Here is a 16,341-nt window from a genome sequence, read left to right as displayed (position 1 = left end):
ACCGCGACACTATCGGTCCGCGGCGGCCTCCTGGACGGGCCGGTATCGGATCAGCGCCGGCGAACTCGCGGCCAGCACCACCGCGAGACCCGCCGCGACGAACCCGCCGCCCGCCCAGGACCCGGTCACCCCGGTCAGGTCGGCGGTGGCGCCGGCCCGCAGGTCACCCAGCCGTGGCCCACCGGCCACCACCACGGTGAACACACCCTGCAGCCGGCCGCGGAGCCGGTCCGGCGCGAACGTCTGCATGATCGACTGCCGGTAGACCGAGCTGACCAGGTCGGCGGCGCCGGCCACCGCGAGCAGCAGCACCATCAGCCACAGGTGGGTGGCCAGCCCGGCAAGCCCGATCGCCACGCCCCAGCCGACCACCGCCACGATCAGCGCCACGCCCTGCCGCCGGACCCGGCCGATCCAGCCCGAGGTCAGGCCGCCGAGCATCGAGCCGATCGCGATGGCGCTGTACAGCCAGCCGACCGCCGCGCCGTCACCGAACTGCTGCTCGGCCACCGCCGGGAACAGGGCCCGCGGCATCGCGAAGATCATCGCGATCAGGTCGATCGCGAAGGAGAGCAGCAGCACCGGCTGGGTGACCAGGAACCGCAGACCCTCGGCGATGCCGCGCAGCCCGGCCGTCGGACGTTCCTCGCCCTCGGCGTGCTCGGCCGGTGGAAGGGCCGGCAGCCGCCACGTCGCCCAGAAGGTGACCGTGAACAGCAGCGCGTCGACGGCGTACGCCACGTCCACGCCGGTGTCCGTGCTCCAGATTCCCATGATCACGCCGGCCGCGAGCGGTCCGAGCACACCGCCGGCCGTACTCGCGGTGAAGTTCAGCGTGTTGGCCGCCGGGACCTGCTCGGCCGGCACGATCCGCGGGACGATCGCCTGCCGGGCCGGGGAACTGATCGCGAAACCGGCCGCCTGCACGGCGGTCAGCGCCAGCAGCAGGTGCCCGCTGCGGACCCCGAGCAGCGCCTGGACCAGCAGTCCGACGGTGATCACCCAGGTCAGCAGCGAACCGGCGAGCAGCAGCCTGCGGCGGTCCACCACGTCGGCGATCGCACCGCCCCACAGCCCGAAGACGAGCAGCGGGACCAGGCCCGCCACGCCCAGCAGGCCGACCCAGGTGGTGGAACCGGTGACGGCGTACATCTGCACCGGCACGGCGACCGCGGTGAACTGGAAACCGAAGTAGGACGCCGCGTTGCCGACCCAGGTACGCCGGAACGTCGGCACCCGCAGCGGCCGGACGTCGATCATCCAGCCGGGAGAGCGGAAGCTCACGGAGCGAGCCTCTCCACGAGCCATCGCTCGGCGTCCGGGTGAAGACGGCGGAACCTCAGCCGGTCGTGCAGGCGGCTACTGCGGCCCTGCCAGAACTCCACCGTCTCCGGGACCACCCGGAACCCACCCCAGTGCGGCGGCGCCGGGACCGGGCCGGCGGCGAACCGCTCGGCGGCCGCCGTCAGCCCGCCCTCCAGCGCCTCCGGTCCGGGCAGCACCCGCGACTGCGGACTGGCCCAGGCGCCGAGCTGCGAGCCGTGCGGACGGGACGCGAAGTACTCCTCGGTCTCGGTGCGGGCGACCCGCTCGACCCGGCCGGCCACGATCACCTGGCGCTGCATCGGAAACCACGGGAAGACCAGGCTCGCGTACGGGTTCGCGGCCAGCTCGCCGCCCTTGCGGGACTCGTAGTTCGTGAAAAAGACGAAACCGCGTACGTCGTACCCCTTGAGGAGGACCGTCCGCGCGGAGGGACGCGCCCCCGCATCCGCGGTCGCCACGATCATCGCGTTGGGCTCCGGCAGGCCGAAGGCCGACGCGTCGGCGAACCACGCGGCGAACTGGCTGGTCCAGTCCGCGGCCAGCCCGGATTCCAGCAGCGGCGGCCACTCGGCATAGTCGCGCCGCATGCCGGCGGGTGACGGAGGTTCCACGGGACTCCCAATCTTTCGGCTGCGACGACGGTAAGTCGCCCGACAGGATCTCGTCGGTGAACCAGGATGGGTGTCACCGAGAGCACAATCGCCACGGGTCGACCATGCCGTCACCCGCCGGGCAAGATGAATCACTCACCGCAGTTCGGTATCCCAGGGAGCGCCGTGTCCGACTTCAAGCCCGGCCTGGACGGCGTCGTCGCGTTCGAGACCGAGATCGCCGAGCTCGACGAGTCCGGCACCTCGCTGCGCTACCGCGGCGTCGACATCGAGGACCTGATCGGACAGGTCTCCTTCGGCAACGTCTGGGGCCTGCTGGTCGACGGCCGGTTCGGCCCCGGTCTGCCGCCGGCCGAGCCGTTCCCGGTGCCGGTGCACTCCGGTGACATCCGGGTCGACGTGCAGTCCGCGGTCACCATGCTGGCGCCCTACTGGGGGCTGTCCCAGCTGCTCGACATCAACGACGAACAGGCCCGCTCCGACCTGGCACGGGTGTCGGTCACCGCGCTCTCCTTCGTCGCGCAGGCGGCCCGCGGGCTGGGCCTGCCGGCCGTGCCGCAGAAGGACATCGACAAGGCCGAGACCATCGTGGAACGGTTCATGCGCCGCTGGCGTGGCGAACCGGACCCGCGGCACGTCAAGGCGGTCGACGCCTACTTCATCGCGGCCGCCGAACACGGCCTGAACGCCTCCACCTTCACCACCCGGCTGGTCGCCTCCACCGGCGCCGACGCGGCCGCCTGCATCGCGGCCGGCATCGGCGCGCTCTCCGGCCCGCTGCACGGCGGCGCCCCCACCCGGGTGCTGCAGATGATCGAGGCGGTGGAGCGCAGCGGCGACGCCACCGGTTACGTCCGTGACGTGCTGGACCGCGGCGAGCGGCTGATGGGTTTCGGTCACCGGGTCTACCGGGCCGAGGACCCGCGGGCCCGCGTGCTGCGCCGGATCGCCAAGGACCTGGGCGCGCCGCGGTTCGAGGTGGCCGAGGCACTGGAGGCAGCCGCACTCGCCGAGCTGCGGGAACGCCGGCCCGACCAGGACCTGTTCACGAACGTGGAGTTCTGGTCCGCGGTGGTGCTCGACTTCGCCGAGGTGCCGTCGCACATGTTCACCTCGATGTTCAGCTGTGCCCGGGTGGCCGGCTGGAGCGCGCACGTCCTCGAACAGAAACGCCTCGGCCGGATCCTGCGCCCCGGACTCCACTATGTGGGACCGGAACCGCGCAAGCCGCAGGAGGTCGAAGGCTGGGTTCAGCTCACGCATAATGTGTGACCGTGGACGACATCCGGATCCCCGACGCGATCAAACCAGTGGACGGCCGGTTCGGCTCCGGCCCGAGCAAGGTCCGGCCGGAAGGCGTCGAAGCGCTCTCCGCGGTGTCCCGCACGTTCATGGGCACCTCACACCGCCAGGCCACGGTGAAGGAGCAGGTCGCCCGTCTGCGGCGCGGCCTCGCCGAGTTCTTCGCCGTCCCGGACGGCTACGAGGTCGTCCTGGCCAACGGCGGCACCAGCGCGTTCTGGGAGGTCGCCACCTTCGGCCTGATCCGCAACAAGGCGCAGTTCGCCGAGTTCGGCGAGTTCGGCGCCAAGTTCGTCAAGGCGGTCACCGACGCGCCGTTCCTCGACCGGCCCACCGTGCACCAGGCCCCCGGCGGCCAGGCGTCCTACCTGCGGGCCGAGGCCGGCGTGGACGTCTACGCCACCGTGCAGAGCGAGACGTCCACCGGCGTGGCCGTCCCGGTCCGCCGGGTCGAGGGCGCCGACGAGGGTGCGCTGCTGCTCACCGACGCCACCTCCGGCGGCGGCAGCCTCGACGTGGACGTCTCCCAGACCGACGTCTACTACCTGGCCCCGCAGAAGGCGCTCGGCTCCGACGGCGGTCTCTGGCTGGCCGTGATGTCGCCGGCCGCGATCGAGCGGGCCTTCGCGGTCAAGGCCACCGGGCGGTACATCCCGCAGTTCCTCGATCTGGTGACCGCGATCGAACAGTCCCGGCTCGACCAGACGTACAACACGCCCGCCCTGGCCACGGTCTTCCTCGCCGCCGAGCAGGTGGACTGGATGAACTCGCAGGGTGGTCTCGCCTGGGCCGTCAAGCGCAGTTCGGAGAGCGCCGCCGCGATCTACGGCTGGGCCGACCGGTCCACGTTCGCCACACCGTTCGTCACCGACCCGGCGCTGCGCTCGTCGGCGGTCGCCACCATCGACTTCGACGACAGCCTGGACGCGGCCCGGATCGCCCGGATCCTGCGGGCCAACGACATCGTCGACACCGAGCCCTACCGCAAACTCGGCCGCAACCAGTTGCGGATCGCGCTCTACCCCACGATCGAGCCGTCCGACGTCGCGGCGCTCACCGCCTGCATCGATCACGTCGCCGAGCGTCTCTGAGAACCGGTGGGGGCCGCTCTTCGCGGCCCTCTTCCGGCTTTCTCCGGTGTACGCGGTGACGACCGTCCCCACCTGCCCTTACGGTCGGTTCGCCCACCCAGCGCAACGGTCGAGTGACCCGGGTCATTGCGGAACGCCGACGTTTACCCGTACCCCTGAACAGGGTTGTTGGGTTTAAATGGTCTGCGGTCACGGAACTAGAACCTGAAGATCATCGTCGCTGGTCAGGGAGTTCGGCGGCGTGGCTTACCCCCATCGGGTGACCAAGGCGCGTACCGTGTTCCGAAACGCGCCCGGGTGACTGACTCTCGGGAGCACAGGCCAACGCGACGGGACGGAGGCAACGCATGCGGCCGGTACGCTTCGTCGCCCTCTCCGAGGACGGTCAGGCTCTGGTGCTCGCCGACGAGGTCGGCCGACTACTGGCGCTCCCCATCGACGACCGGATCTCCGGAGCCCTCCACGAGGGTCCCGCCCCGGCCGGCACGGCACTCGCCGTCATCGCCCCCGATCATGCGCCTGCCCTCTCCCCGCGCGACATCCAGGCCCGCATCCGCTCCGGCGAGTCCGCCGAGGACGTCGCCCGCGTCGCGGGTGTGCCGGTCGACCGGGTGCTCCGCTACGCCGGCCCGGTGCTGCAGGAACGCGCCATGCTGGCCCAGCACGCCCGCCGCACCCGGCTGAAGAGTTCCGACTCCGGTCAGCCGCTCGCCGAGGTGGTCGACAGCCGCCTCGCCCAGCACGGCATCGACACCGAGAAGATCTCCTGGGACGCGTTCCGGCGCGAGGACGGCACCTGGCGCATCGTCGCCACCTGGCCGTCCGGCAAAGCCACCGCCCAGGCCATCTGGGACCTCGACAAGAGCCGCCAGGCCGTGTCACCGCACGACGACATGGCGCAATACCTGTGCGCCGAACGCCCCACCCAGATCCTCGGCCAGGACCCGGCCCCGGAACGCGGCGGCCACGGCCTGCCCGGTCCGGCCCGCAGCGCCGAACCCAGCCGCGGCGGCCACGGCCTGCCCACCGCCGACCCGGCGGCCCCGTCCCGCCCGGGCCTCGGCCGCGACCCGATCCGCGCCGGCCGCGACGCCCTGCTCGCCTCCCTGGACCGCCCCCTCGAGAACAACGGCGGCGGCCGCGGCCTCGAGCCGGCCACCCGCCGCCCGGTCGCCGGCGGCGCCGCGGCCCTACTCGGCGGCGGCTCCGGCTCCGCGTTCGACGACGACGCCGACCTCCCCAAAGAGGTCCCGGCCGTGCCGTCGCTCGCGGTGCTGCGCCCCCGGCGCACGGTCGGCCAGTCCAACGCGGCCACGGCAACCACCGAGGGCGGCGACGAGGGCAAGCCGCGCAAGCGCCTCCCCAGCTGGGACGACGTGCTCTTCGGGGGCGGCCCGGCCGCCCGCGAGTCGTCCTGACCTGGTTCCACCGGCCTCATCACTTCGTGGAACCCCGCTGAGCAGCCTCTTCGTGGCCGTCCTCCCCTGTGAGGAAGCCCGCTCCCACCTGCGCAAACGGCTGCCCTCCGGCGTCCGGTACACCGCGCCGGAGAAGTGGCACATCACCCTGGCCTTCCTCGGTGACGTCCCGGCCGACCGGTTCGGCGAGGTGACGCGGGCCCTGGACGAGGTGCCCCCACCGGCCGACCTGACCCTGCACCTGGCCGAAGGCGGCAACTTCCGCGACGCCGTGTGGGCGGGCGTGGCCGGCGACGTCCCAGCCCTGGCAACCTTCCGAACCGGGATTCATACGGCCCTGAGCGAGGCGGGCTTCCCCCTGGACGAACGCCCGTTCACCCCACACCTGACGGTTTCGTACCGTTTCAGCCGCCCGCTGTTGCGCAGCTTGCAGGGCTACACGGGCCCGTCGTGGCCGGTAACGTCCTTCACCCTGCTCCACAGCGAGGCCGGCGTTCACGTCCCGATAGCCGGATACGGCCCGGTCACCGCTTAGCGCGAGTCACCGCCGCACCACGTCACGCGAGTCCCCGTCGCCGCAGCAGCCGAGTCATCTCGTGCGTCGGCGCCGTCGAGTCACTCGCGGCCTCCCGGGGCCGCCGCCGAGATCGGAACGGGTTCGGTGGCATTCCGGCCGCCCCGGCCGTCGGCTGTGGTTCGTCTGCGAGCCGAATGCGGCCGTGGGCGACGGCCGGATGGCCCCGAGCCGTCGCCAGCGGCTGAATTTCGCTTCCCGAACAGCCGTGAACGACGGCCGGGGTCAGGGGGTTCGCGGGGAGCGCAGGATCAGGCCGGCCTCTGCCAGGCAGATCTCTATGCGGTCGCGTTCCTGTTCGCGGTCGGCGCCCTGGAGGGGCTGCAGCTTCTCGGGGACTCCCAGACGGCTGCATGCCAGTTGCAGGCGGATGTCGTAGGCGCTCAGGACCGCCGCCAGCCACACCTCCGAGTAGCGGGCCGGGCCTTTTCGTCGCTCGCGGTCCAGACGGCGCAGGTCGAAGGCCAACTGTTCGATCGAAGGGGCACCCAACGCGTTCAGACGCTGGGTCATCTCCGGGCCGCGGAAGGCGCGGTCCAGGCGGCGCAGGTCGCGGCACTCCCGGCGGCTGTGATGGTCGCCGGGCCGGCTGCCCACGGGGCCCCGGGGAATGGGAGCGCCGACACCATCGACACCACCCGCGCTTCCCGTTCCATTATCGCCGCTGCCCTCGTCGTCGTTGTTGCGGCCACCGCTGCCGCCGCTGGTGCTACTGCCGCCGTGAGGACTCCCGCCGCTGTGATGCGGTTCGCCGCTGCTGTGATGAGGGTGGGCCGTGTGCTCCGAGGCACGGGAATGGCCGGCGGACCGCAGCGGGCGCAGACGACCGGACATCGAACCGGCCGAGCGGCCGGACGGCGAAGACGCCGGGCCGGAGCCGGCCTGATGACACGCCGGACAAGAGCCTGGCTGTGGACACGCCGAGCCGGGACCGGACTGGGGAGACGCCGAGCCGGGACCGGATTGTGGAGACGCCGAGCCGGGGTCGCGCGACGGGGACACCACATCAGGAACCGGCGGCGGTGATGCCGACGGCGGCCTTGACGCCTGCGGGAGAGCACGGGAAGCGGAAGAGCCGGGATGGAGCGGACGAGCAGCCGAGTCACGGGCCGCGGCGGCGCGGGCAGCGGCGCGGCGACTCAGGAACCTGCGTAGGTCGCGGGAGTCGCCGCTGAGGACCGCTGCGGCGCACGGCAATACGAGCAGCGCTGAGAGCGCCGCCGAGAGCACAGCAATGTGCGCGATCGCCACGTTCTGACGCTAGGCCCTCAGCGGGCGGGCCGGAATACCCGTTTGGTTGACGAAACCTGCCAACGTCGGAGATCAGACTCTGGCGGCGCTCTCAGGGCGCGCGAGTGCCTCCGCGTGTCCCCGGCGCACCCCACGATCCGGGCCGGGGGACGGCGCCGGAATGGGGCCGGCCGCGGGGGCGAGGGACGGGACAGCGCCGGAATCGGCCGGAACGACCGAAGCAGCCGGGGCGGCCACAGCGGACAGGGGCGAGCCAGTGGGAGCCGCGGAATCCTGGGGGGCCGCGGGCGGGGTGCTTTCCGCGTACACCTGAATCAGACGCACTGCCGGGCGCGGACGCACCCGGATCTCCAACCGGTCGCCGCTGGCCTTGAGCTGCCAGATCAGGGCACCCACCGCGGCGGCGAAACTGACCAGGCCGGCCGCCCAGATGCTCGACGGCACGCCGAACCGTTCGCCCCACCAGCCGGCGAGGGATGCGCCGATCGGGGTGGTGCCGAGGAAGACCAGGACGTAGAGGGCCATCACCCGTCCGCGGAACTCCGCGGAGACCCCCATCTGCACCCGGTGGTTGGCGCCTTGGGCCAGGTAGATCGAGAAGAAGCCGGTGGGGACCAGCAGTATCGCGGCGACGATGAAGTTCGGGGCGAAGCCGACGGCCACCTCGAAGAGGCCGAAGAGCAGAGCCGCGCCGATCACCGGGTACGCGCTGGGCCGTGCGCGACGCCCGCTGCCGGCCAGGGCTCCGCCGAGGGCGCCGATGGCGAGGGCGGTGGTGAGCAGGCCGAACGAGGACGGTCCGGCGTTGAAGTTGATCTTCGCAAGGGCGGCCAGGGTGACCGGGAAGTTGAAGCCGATCATGCCGACCACGGCCATCAGGCCGATCGGCAGGAGCAGGTCCTGGCGTTTGCCGACGTAGCGCAGGCCGTCGATCACCCGGGCGTCGCCGCGGTTCTTGCGTTCGGTGCGGTAGAGGTCGGCGGGGCGCATCCGGATGTAGGTGAACACCGGGGCGATCGCCAGTGCCGTGGAGAGCAGGAAGACGCCCGGTGTCGAGATCAGCGACAGCAGCACGCCGGCCAGGGCGGGCCCGCCGATCCGGGCCATGTTGAAGGTGGCCGCGGAGAGGGCGAGCGCGTTGGGCAGCAGGCGCATCTCCACCAGTTCGGAGACGAACGACTGGCGGACCGGCGTCTCCACCGCGTTCGCGATGCCGAACAGCAACGCGAACAGGAAGACGTGCCAGAGTACGACCACGCCGGACGCCACCAGGAGGGCGAAGACGACCGCGGTGACCGCGAAGACGGCGTTGGCCCCGATCAGCAGTTTGCGCTTGTCGTACCGGTCGGCGAGGCGCCCGCTCCACAGGGTGAGGGCCATGACCGGGACGAACTGGAACGCGGTCACCGCGCCGAGGGCGGCCGGGGAGTCGCCGGAGAGTTCCAGCACCAGCCAGTCCTGGGCGGTGAACATCATCCAGACACCGACCAGCTTGACCAGCTGGCCGACGGTGAAGAGCCGGTAGTTCGGTACGCGGAGTGAGATCAGTGTGCTGTTCAGGACTGCCCGCACGCGGTTTGCGCCCCCTTGTGGTCGTACGCGTCATCGTCGTGTGACGAAGCGGTGCGACCGGGCTGCGAACTCTCAGCCGCGGGCGACGCGCTGCAGAATCTCCGCGGCGTGCGCCAGGGTCTCCCGTTCTTCGGGGGTCAGGCGCTCCAGCTGTTGCGACAGCCAGTGATTGCGCGCCTGCTCATATTGGGCGTAGACCGCGCGGCCCTCATCGGTGGCGGCCAGGATCACCTGGCGGCCGTCGGTGGGGTGCGGCGTACGCGCCACCAGCCCGCGTTCCTCCAGTTTGCCGACGATTTTGGTCATCGTCGGCGGCTGGACCCGTTCCACGTCGGCGAGCTCACGCGGAGTCAGCGCGCCCGCCAGCTGGAGGCTGGTGAGCGCGGAGAGTTGACTGAACGTCAGGTCGCCGACCGGGCGGGCTTGGCGGACTCGCCGGTTGAGCCGGGTGATCGCATCCCGCAGCGACTTGGCCAGCGGTTGTTCCGCTGTCTCCCGCTCCGTCGTCATCACCCGCTCCATCACTCTCGTTAGCCTAGCTAATGAGCATGGCTAACGACTCGTTTTCGACGTATGACCACCGTCACCGGGCACGGTAGTCCGTGCCGGCGACGGTGACCATCAGCCACGACCTCAGAGAATCCAGGTCTCCAGCGGACCCCTGGCGAAGTAGAGGACGAACAGGACGGCGACCCCGTACAGGATGGGGTGCACCTCACGGGCCTTGCCGGTGGCGGCCTTGAGGATCACGTACGAGATGATCCCCGCCCCGATCCCGTTGGAGATCGAGTACGTGAACGGCATCAGCGTCACGGTCAGGAAGGCCGGCACCGCGATGGTGTAGTCCGACCAGTCGATCTGCCGGACCGCGGTCATCATCAGGAAGCCGACGACCACCAGCGCGGTCGACGCCGCCTCGAACGGCACCACCTTGACCAGCGGGGCGAAGAACATCGCCAGCAGGAACAGGGCACCGGTCACCAGGTTGGCCACGCCGGTACGCGCACCCTCGCCCACACCCGACGCGCTCTCCACGTACGCCGTGTTGCTCGACACGCTCGCCGCACCGCCGGCGGCCGCCGCGATCGAGTCGACCAGGAGGATCTCCTTGGTCTTCGGCGGCATGCCCTCCTCGTCGAGCAGTTCGCCCTCCTGCCCGACCGCGACCATCGTGCCCATGGTGTCGAAGAAGTCCGCCACCAGCAGGGTGAAGACGAACATCAGGACGACCAGCCAGCCGGCACGCGACCACGAGTCGAGCACGTTGAACTGACCGAGCAGGGACAGGTCCGGGGTGTCGATGATCTGCTCGGGCAGCGTCGGCACGTTCAGCGACCAGCCGTGCGGGTTGGTCACCACCGAACCGGCGCCGGCGATCGCCTCCACCACGATGGCCAGCACGGTCGTGCCGAGGATGCCGATCAGGATGGCGCCCCTGACCTTGCGGACGAAGAGCACCAGCGTGAGGATCAGGCCGATCACGAAGACCAGGGCCGGCCAGCTCACCAGCTTGCCGCCGAGGCCCAGCTCGACCGGCACGGTGGTGTTCGCGGCGTCCGGGATCCGGTGCACGAACCCGGCGTCCACCAGCCCGATGATCATCAGGAACAGGCCGATGCCGACGCCGATCGCGGTCTTCAGCTGGGTCGGGACGGCCTTGAAGACCGCGGTCCGCAGACCGGTGAGCACCAGGATGGCGATCAGCACACCCTCGATGACGACCAGGCCCATCGCGTCGGCCCAGGTCATCTGCGGGGCGATCTCGTACGCCACCAGCGCGTTCACACCCAGGCCGGCGGCCAGGGCGAGGGGGAAGCGGGCGACCACGCCCATCAGGATGGTCATCACGCCGGCGACCAGCGCCGTTCCGGCGGCCAGGGCGGCGATCGGCAGGTGGGCGCCGGTCTCGTCCGCGCCACCGGACAGGATCAGCGGGTTGAGAACCACGATGTAGGCCATCGTGAAGAAGGTGACGAATCCGCCGCGAATCTCACGGCTGAGGGTGGACCCTCGTGCGGTTATCTCGAAATATCGGTCGAAGCCGTTCTTCGCCGAAGTGGTGGAAGTTGACACGCGCGCATGTTTTCAGACGCACTTGACCACAGCAAAGCGCTGCGATGTTACAACTCTCACCTGCTCCGGCTATACCTTCCGTGAGGGCCGTACTCTGGCGGAGTGAGTGACCTGTCTCCCGCCACGAAAACCGGTGCCCCGTTGCCGGCGCTTGCCGTGGTGACCGGGACGAAACCACGCCCCGAACCACTGGACCCGCCGATGGTCCCGTTCGCGCTGGCCGGCGACGCCGCGTTCGCCGTCGCGCTCGCCGTCCTGCTGCTGACCGGTGCGCCGCAGCAGTGGGTGGAGGTCGCGTTCGCGGGCCTGGTGTGGGGCATCCCGGGCACGCTGAGCATGGTGCTGCACGACCGGAACCGCAAGCAGCGCCGGGCGCTCTCGCACCCGGAGTTCCGCGTCGACAACCCTTAGCTGTGGCCGTAATCCTCGGCCGGCTCGCCCGACTCCACCGAGCCGTGTCCGCGGCTGACCGCCACCGACTCGACCTCGCTGTCGTCGTACACCGTGGGGAGCTCGTCGACGGGCTGCGGTTCCGGTGTGCTCAGCAGCGCCTCGGAGTGCGCTCCGCAACCGTGGTCGGCGCTGACCGCGCGGCCGTCGTCGGGCGCGTAGAGGTTGCCGCAGACACCGAACATCGGGCGCATCGCCCCGGCCAGCGGAAGGTAGAAGCCACAGGTGCCGCAGCGGGCGTTGCGCGGCGCGGCGGTGGAGATCGCCGCCTCCGGGCCGGCCTCGCCGTCGTACCACCGCTGGGCGGTCTCCATCCGGCCCTCCTGGGACATCACCCGGGACCGGCCGAGGCCGAGCTCCCAGGAGACCTCCTCGACGGCGGCGTCGTCGCTGAGCACGTAGCCCGGCGTCAGACGGTCGTCGTCGGGCGCGGTCGGCATGAGGTCGCCGACGCCCAGGTCACCGGGCTGCACCCGCTCGTTCCACGGCACCCAGCCGGGGGCGAGCAGTGCGTCCGGCCCGGGCAGCAGGACGGTCTCGCAGACGGTGACGTGCCGGCTGCGGGGCACCCGCGTCACCGTCACCGCCCAGCGCCAGCCCTGGTATCCGGCGAGGAAGCTCTCGAAGAAATGCGTAACGGTGCGGTCCCCCTCGGGAACCGCTTCCAGGTGGTCACCGACGTCAGCCGGGTCCACTTCGGTGATGGCACCCCGGGCCACTCCGACGGCATCGGCACAGACCTGGTCGAGTCGGACGGCGCGGGTAGTGGTCCTGGAGGTCACCCGCCCATTGTTGCCTACCGGGCCGGGTGAGCCGCAACGACTCCCCATATACCGCATCGAGCGGGCGATCGAGGCACACATGGACGGGCGCGGAACGCGACGCGGGGTGCCCGCATCAGTCAGGATGGTTCCCATGCCGCTGCTCCCCACACTCGGACGCACCGTCGGCACCGGCGTGAAGGCCGTTCGCCTGCTGGTGCGTGGTTCGGTGCGCGGCAGCGCGTGGGCCACCCGCCAGGTCGGCTCGGCCCGGGCCCGGGGTGCCGCCAACGAGGTCGGGATGATCCGGCTCTTCGATCTGCACGCCGTCTCGTGCGCCGGTGACGCACTGATCGCCATCGGTCTGGCCGGGACGATCTTCAGCGTCCCGCTGGGTGAGGCGCGCAGCAAGGTGGCGCTCTACCTGCTCATCACGATGGTGCCGTTCGCGCTCCTGGCGCCGGTGGTCGGCCCGCTGCTCGACCACTTCCGGCACGGCCGCCGCTACGCGCTGGCCACCACCATGCTGGGCCGGGCCTTCCTGGCCTACGTGATGGCCGACAACCTGCTCGGATGGGGGCTCTATCCGGCGGCGTTCGGCGTGCTGGCGCTCTCCCGCGCCTACGGGGTGGCCCGTTCGGCGGCGGTGCCCCGGCTGTTGCCCGAGGGCGTCGGACTGTCCCAGGTGGGCGCCCGGGCCAGCGTCTATGGCACGTTCGCCGGCATCCTGGTGGCACCGATCGGGCTGCTCGCGTTCAAGTTCGGGCCACAGTGGCCGCTGCGCGTCGCCACGGTGATCTTCATGGTCGGGGTGGTGGTGTCGCTGCGCCTGCCGCCGCGCGCCGACTCCGATCCACCGGAGGAGATGCCACGGCTCTGGCGCGCGGTGTTCCGAACCGGTCAGGCCGCCGAGCGGCCGCTCGCCCGGCCACTGGTGATGGCCACCCTGATCGGCAGCAGCAGCCTGCGTCTGCTCTACGGATTCCTGCTGCTCTTCCTGACTTTTTCGATCATGGGCGGGCAACTCGGCACGACGATCCTGGGCGCCGAGGTCAGCCCCAGCGTCGCGGTCGGGGTGGTCGGTGCGGCCCTGGCGATCGGCACCTTCCTGTCCACCGCCGCCGGCACCGGCCTGCGCATCCGGCGACCGCTGGCACTGCAGTTCAGCGGCCTGGTGATCACCGCTGGGCTGGCCGTGCTCACCACCGTCTTCCTGAACCTGGTGACCGTCACGGTGCTGGCGCTGTTCACCGCGATCTTCAGCGGCATCGCCAAGCTGGCGGTCGACGCGAGCATCCAGGAGCGGGTGCCCGAGACGCAGCGTGCGACCGCTTTCGCCCACTCCGAGACGGCTCTCATGTTGGCCTGGGTGGCCGGCGGCGGCCTCGGTCTGATCCCGCTCGCCGGACGCTGGGGGCTCGCGCTCGGCGCGCTGCTCGCGGTGCTTGCCGCGGCGCGCGCCGGGTGGTCGGCGACCCGGTTGCGCAACGAGCGTCTGGCCGGCCGGGCGATCTTCGAAGACCTTTCCGAGGTACGCGCTGCCGAAAAGCCGCCGGCCGAAAGAGGCGATCCGCCTGCTCTCACCTCGGGCCCGGAGGGGTCCGGCACGGGCGCGACGGCCGGCGCAGGCGTGCCGGGCGATCCGCGGCCGGACGCTCCCGCTCCCCCGTCGCAGCGACGGGCTCCTTCCCCGGAGCGGAAGATCGAGCCGCCTTCCCCCGAGCGGAAGGTCGAGGCGCCTTCCCCGGAGCGGGCGGTCGAGGCGCCGAAATCGAAGTGGTGGCAGGGGCGCCGCAAGGACCGGCCATCCACAGAACTTCCGACAAAACGGCCGGAGCCCGCGGAGACCCTCATCGCCGACGAGCAGCCGAAACAGCCCGAGCCGCCGGTCGCACCGCCCGGATACCACGTCTATCGGCCGTCCTCCGCGAGTTCCGGGGCGCGAAACGGCGATCCTGCGAAGAACGAGGACCCGTGAACGCGTACGAGATATTGGTCGTGACCGCGGTGACCGCCGAGGCCGACGCCCTGCGCGGTGACCCGCACCTGGTCGTCGAGGCCGTCGGCGTCGGACCGGCCGCCGCGGCCGCCGGCACCGCCCGGTTGCTGGCGCAGGGCCGCTACGCCGCGGTGATCAGCGCGGGCATCGCCGGTGGCTTCACCGGCCGCGCACCGGTCGGCGCGACCGTGCTCGCCACCCGCAGCATCGCCGCCGACCTGGGCGCGGAGACACCCGACGGTTTCCTGCCGGTCGAGGATCTGGGCTTCGGCAGCAGCGTCCTGGAGTGTGACCCGCTCCTGGTCGAGTCGCTGCGGGAGGCCCTGCCCGCCGCCCGCGCCGGCGAGATCCTGACCCTGAGCACGGTCACCGGCACCGCCGCGACGACCACCGCCCTGGAGTCGCGTTTCCCGGACGCGGTGGCCGAGGCGATGGAGGGTTACGGGGTGGCCACCGCCGCCGCCGCGTTCGGTGTCCCGTTCGCCGAGCTGCGCACGATCTCCAACCCGATCGGCCCGCGCGACCGTGCCGCCTGGCGCCTCGCCGACGCCTTCGCGGCCCTGCGGGCGACCGTCCCCGCCCTGCGGGACCTCAGAAATTCCATTCGGTAACAGGGAGGGCATTGCTGTTGTCGATCGAGGGCGGCATGCTGCGCTGACAGGTCGTACATCGGCCAGTGTCAACGCCACCGACACCGAAGCGAGGCCCGATGCCAGACGTGAGCGGGACCGCCATGACGGCCGCCGCACGGGCCCGCCTGATCGGCGCCGGATACGCGGCACAGGGCCTCGGCTACGCGGCCGTCGTCACCGCCCTGCCCGCGTTCAAGGACCGTCAGGGCCTGACCGACGCGATCGTCTCGGCGATCCTGCTGCTGGTCTGTGTCGCCGCGGCGGGCGGCTCGGTGCTCGCCGACCGGATCGCCGCCCGGCACGGCAGCAGGTATGCGCTGGTCACCGGCCTGATCCTGGTCGCGGTCAGTCTGGCCGGCACCACGGTCGGCTCCCCGAACGCCGTCTTCATCACGATCATGCTGGTCTACGGTGTCGGCCTGGGCGCGGTCGACGCCTCGCTGAGCATGCAGGGTGTGCTGGTCCAGGCCCACCTCGGGCGCAGCGTGATGAGCCGCCTGTTCGCCGCCTACACCGCCGCCGCCATCGCCGCCGCGCTACTGATGTCCGGTGTGCTGGCCAGCGGCGCCGGGGCGAGCGTCGCGGTCGGCACGGCGGCGGTGTTCGCGCTGCTGGTGGGTCTGGCCGGGGGCCGTTTCTTCGAGCCGGGACGCACCGAACGTTCGAGTGTGGTGCACGCCGGCGGCGGTCGCGCGGTCCGGCCGGTGGTGGTGGTCTGCGGCATGCTGATCTTCACGGCGTTCCTGGTGGATTCCGCGGTGAGCGCCTGGAGTTCGGTGTATCTGCACGACTCGCTCGCCGCGGCGGCCTCGGTGGCGCCGCTCGGTTACGCCGCCTACCAGGCGACCGTGCTGGCCAGCCGCCTGGTCGCCGACCACGTGATGCCGCGGACCGGACGGGTGGCGGTGGCCGTCGGCTCGCTGATCGTCTCCGGGGTCGGCTGTGCCGTGGTGACCGCGCTGCCGTCGGTCGGCGCGGCCATCACCGGTTTCGCCATCGCCGGCATCGGCGTGGGTGTGCTGGTGCCGCTGGCGTTCAGCGTGGCCGGCGAGGCCGCGGCGCAGAGCAGCGACGAGGTGATCGCCAAGGTGAACCTCTTCAACTACGGCGGCGCACTGATGGGCGCGGTCCTGCTGGGGGCGCTGTCCGAGCCGGTCGGGCTGCAGATCGCGTTCCTGATCCCGGTGGTCGCGGTGGTGCTGACCCTGCCGCTGGCCCGTCGCCTGCGGGATCTGTCGGTGACCCCGGCCGGGGTACGCCCCGCGGTGTGATCCACGACCG

The 16,341-nt window shown here is 71.4% G+C and carries 15 protein-coding genes; 8 read left to right on the top strand and 7 right to left on the bottom strand.

All coding sequences use genetic code 11. From position 1 onward, the window contains the following. Positions 1 to 9 precede the first annotated feature (9 nt). Together QSK32_RS31215 and pdxH are read right to left on the bottom strand one after the other, a co-directional pair. Positions 10 to 1,308, bottom strand: a complete 1,299-nt coding sequence (locus tag QSK32_RS31215; RefSeq protein ID WP_045740573.1) for an MFS transporter — start codon at positions 1,306 to 1,308, stop codon at positions 10 to 12. Further along, positions 1,281 to 1,913 carry a pyridoxamine 5'-phosphate oxidase gene (pdxH, locus tag QSK32_RS31210; RefSeq protein WP_045740572.1) on the bottom strand — a complete coding sequence of 211 codons (633 nt, stop codon included), beginning with the start codon at positions 1,911 to 1,913 and terminating at the stop codon, positions 1,281 to 1,283. Before pdxH ends, QSK32_RS31215 begins: the two co-directional genes overlap by 28 nt. A gap of 189 nt (positions 1,914 to 2,102) precedes the next feature. On the opposite strand from pdxH, the gene QSK32_RS31205 reads away from it, so the two are divergent. The 4 genes from QSK32_RS31205 (at position 2,103) to thpR (ending at position 6,283) form a co-directional block, all read left to right on the top strand. After that, positions 2,103 to 3,209: a citrate synthase 2 gene (locus QSK32_RS31205; RefSeq protein WP_045740571.1), complete on the top strand. Its 1,107-nt coding sequence runs from the start codon at positions 2,103 to 2,105 to the stop codon at positions 3,207 to 3,209. Then, on the top strand, positions 3,206 to 4,330 hold the full coding sequence (serC, locus tag QSK32_RS31200; protein WP_285473896.1) for a phosphoserine transaminase: 1,125 nt from the start codon (positions 3,206 to 3,208) through the stop codon (positions 4,328 to 4,330). Before QSK32_RS31205 ends, serC begins: the two co-directional genes overlap by 4 nt. Positions 4,331 to 4,677: 347 nt before the next feature. Next, a complete protein-coding gene (gene sepH, locus QSK32_RS31195) occupies positions 4,678 to 5,748 on the top strand; it encodes a septation protein SepH (RefSeq protein ID WP_045740569.1) in 1,071 nt (356 codons plus the stop codon). A gap of 52 nt (positions 5,749 to 5,800) precedes the next feature. Continuing rightward, on the top strand, positions 5,801 to 6,283 hold the full coding sequence (thpR, locus tag QSK32_RS31190; protein WP_052720175.1) for an RNA 2',3'-cyclic phosphodiesterase: 483 nt from the start codon (positions 5,801 to 5,803) through the stop codon (positions 6,281 to 6,283). Between the two features lie 264 nt (positions 6,284 to 6,547). Here the strand turns inward: thpR and QSK32_RS31185 are convergent, their stop codons facing one another. The 4 genes from QSK32_RS31185 to QSK32_RS31170 form a co-directional block, all read right to left on the bottom strand. Next, positions 6,548 to 6,919 carry a hypothetical protein gene (locus QSK32_RS31185; RefSeq protein WP_285473895.1) on the bottom strand — a complete coding sequence of 124 codons (372 nt, stop codon included), beginning with the start codon at positions 6,917 to 6,919 and terminating at the stop codon, positions 6,548 to 6,550. 726 nt (positions 6,920 to 7,645) lie between these two features. Continuing rightward, positions 7,646 to 9,145 carry an MFS transporter gene (locus tag QSK32_RS31180; protein WP_083448807.1) on the bottom strand — a complete coding sequence of 500 codons (1,500 nt, stop codon included), beginning with the start codon at positions 9,143 to 9,145 and terminating at the stop codon, positions 7,646 to 7,648. A 72-nt stretch (positions 9,146 to 9,217) separates the two neighbouring features. Continuing rightward, positions 9,218 to 9,655 (bottom strand): MarR family winged helix-turn-helix transcriptional regulator, encoded by a 438-nt coding sequence (locus tag QSK32_RS31175; RefSeq protein ID WP_045740660.1) that lies wholly within the window; start codon positions 9,653 to 9,655, stop codon positions 9,218 to 9,220. A gap of 123 nt (positions 9,656 to 9,778) precedes the next feature. Next, entirely contained in the window at positions 9,779 to 11,218 is a 1,440-nt protein-coding gene (locus tag QSK32_RS31170; protein WP_045740568.1) for an NCS2 family permease, read from the bottom strand. 201 nt (positions 11,219 to 11,419) lie between these two features. On the opposite strand from QSK32_RS31170, the gene QSK32_RS31165 reads away from it, so the two are divergent. Continuing rightward, complete coding sequence (locus QSK32_RS31165; protein ID WP_045740659.1) at positions 11,420 to 11,629, top strand: DUF2530 domain-containing protein; 210 nt, start codon at positions 11,420 to 11,422, stop codon at positions 11,627 to 11,629. Here QSK32_RS31165 and QSK32_RS31160 read toward each other — a convergent pair. Next, positions 11,626 to 12,498, bottom strand: a complete 873-nt coding sequence (locus QSK32_RS31160; RefSeq protein ID WP_045740567.1) for a DUF3027 domain-containing protein — start codon at positions 12,496 to 12,498, stop codon at positions 11,626 to 11,628. The genes QSK32_RS31165 and QSK32_RS31160 overlap by 4 nt on opposite strands. An 85-nt stretch (positions 12,499 to 12,583) precedes the next feature. On the opposite strand from QSK32_RS31160, the gene QSK32_RS31155 reads away from it, so the two are divergent. The 3 genes from QSK32_RS31155 to QSK32_RS31145 all read left to right on the top strand — a co-directional run bounded on the left by QSK32_RS31155 (position 12,584) and on the right by QSK32_RS31145 (position 16,331). Then, the gene (locus QSK32_RS31155) at positions 12,584 to 14,407 is read left to right on the top strand and encodes an MFS transporter (protein WP_285473894.1); all 1,824 of its coding nucleotides are present in this window, start codon (positions 12,584 to 12,586) and stop codon (positions 14,405 to 14,407) included. After that, a complete protein-coding gene (locus QSK32_RS31150) occupies positions 14,404 to 15,039 on the top strand; it encodes a futalosine hydrolase (protein WP_157410792.1) in 636 nt (211 codons plus the stop codon). Before QSK32_RS31155 ends, QSK32_RS31150 begins: the two co-directional genes overlap by 4 nt. A 98-nt stretch (positions 15,040 to 15,137) precedes the next feature. Continuing rightward, positions 15,138 to 16,331: an MFS transporter gene (locus QSK32_RS31145; protein ID WP_285473893.1), complete on the top strand. Its 1,194-nt coding sequence runs from the start codon at positions 15,138 to 15,140 to the stop codon at positions 16,329 to 16,331. The last annotated feature ends 10 nt before the right edge of the window (positions 16,332 to 16,341 follow it).

Origin of the sequence: Actinoplanes sp. NBRC 101535, assembly GCF_030269225.1 — a bacterium.
Lineage (GTDB): Bacteria > Actinomycetota > Actinomycetes > Mycobacteriales > Micromonosporaceae > Actinoplanes > Actinoplanes rectilineatus.
This window is presented reverse-complemented; position numbering and strand designations above follow the sequence as displayed.

Coding starts and splice junctions, on each gene's coding strand:
- QSK32_RS31215 (WP_045740573.1), bottom strand. CDS start 1,308: ATGGCTCGTGGAGAGGCTCGCTCCGTGAGCTTCCGCTCTCCCGGCTGG.
- pdxH (WP_045740572.1), bottom strand. CDS start 1,913: ATGCGGCGCGACTATGCCGAGTGGCCGCCGCTGCTGGAATCCGGGCTG.
- sepH (WP_045740569.1), top strand. CDS start 4,678: ATGCGGCCGGTACGCTTCGTCGCCCTCTCCGAGGACGGTCAGGCTCTG.
- QSK32_RS31175 (WP_045740660.1), bottom strand. CDS start 9,655: ATGACGACGGAGCGGGAGACAGCGGAACAACCGCTGGCCAAGTCGCTG.
- QSK32_RS31165 (WP_045740659.1), top strand. CDS start 11,420: ATGGTCCCGTTCGCGCTGGCCGGCGACGCCGCGTTCGCCGTCGCGCTC.
- QSK32_RS31160 (WP_045740567.1), bottom strand. CDS start 12,498: ATGGGGAGTCGTTGCGGCTCACCCGGCCCGGTAGGCAACAATGGGCGG.
- QSK32_RS31155 (WP_285473894.1), top strand. CDS start 12,584: ATGCCGCTGCTCCCCACACTCGGACGCACCGTCGGCACCGGCGTGAAG.
- QSK32_RS31145 (WP_285473893.1), top strand. CDS start 15,138: ATGCCAGACGTGAGCGGGACCGCCATGACGGCCGCCGCACGGGCCCGC.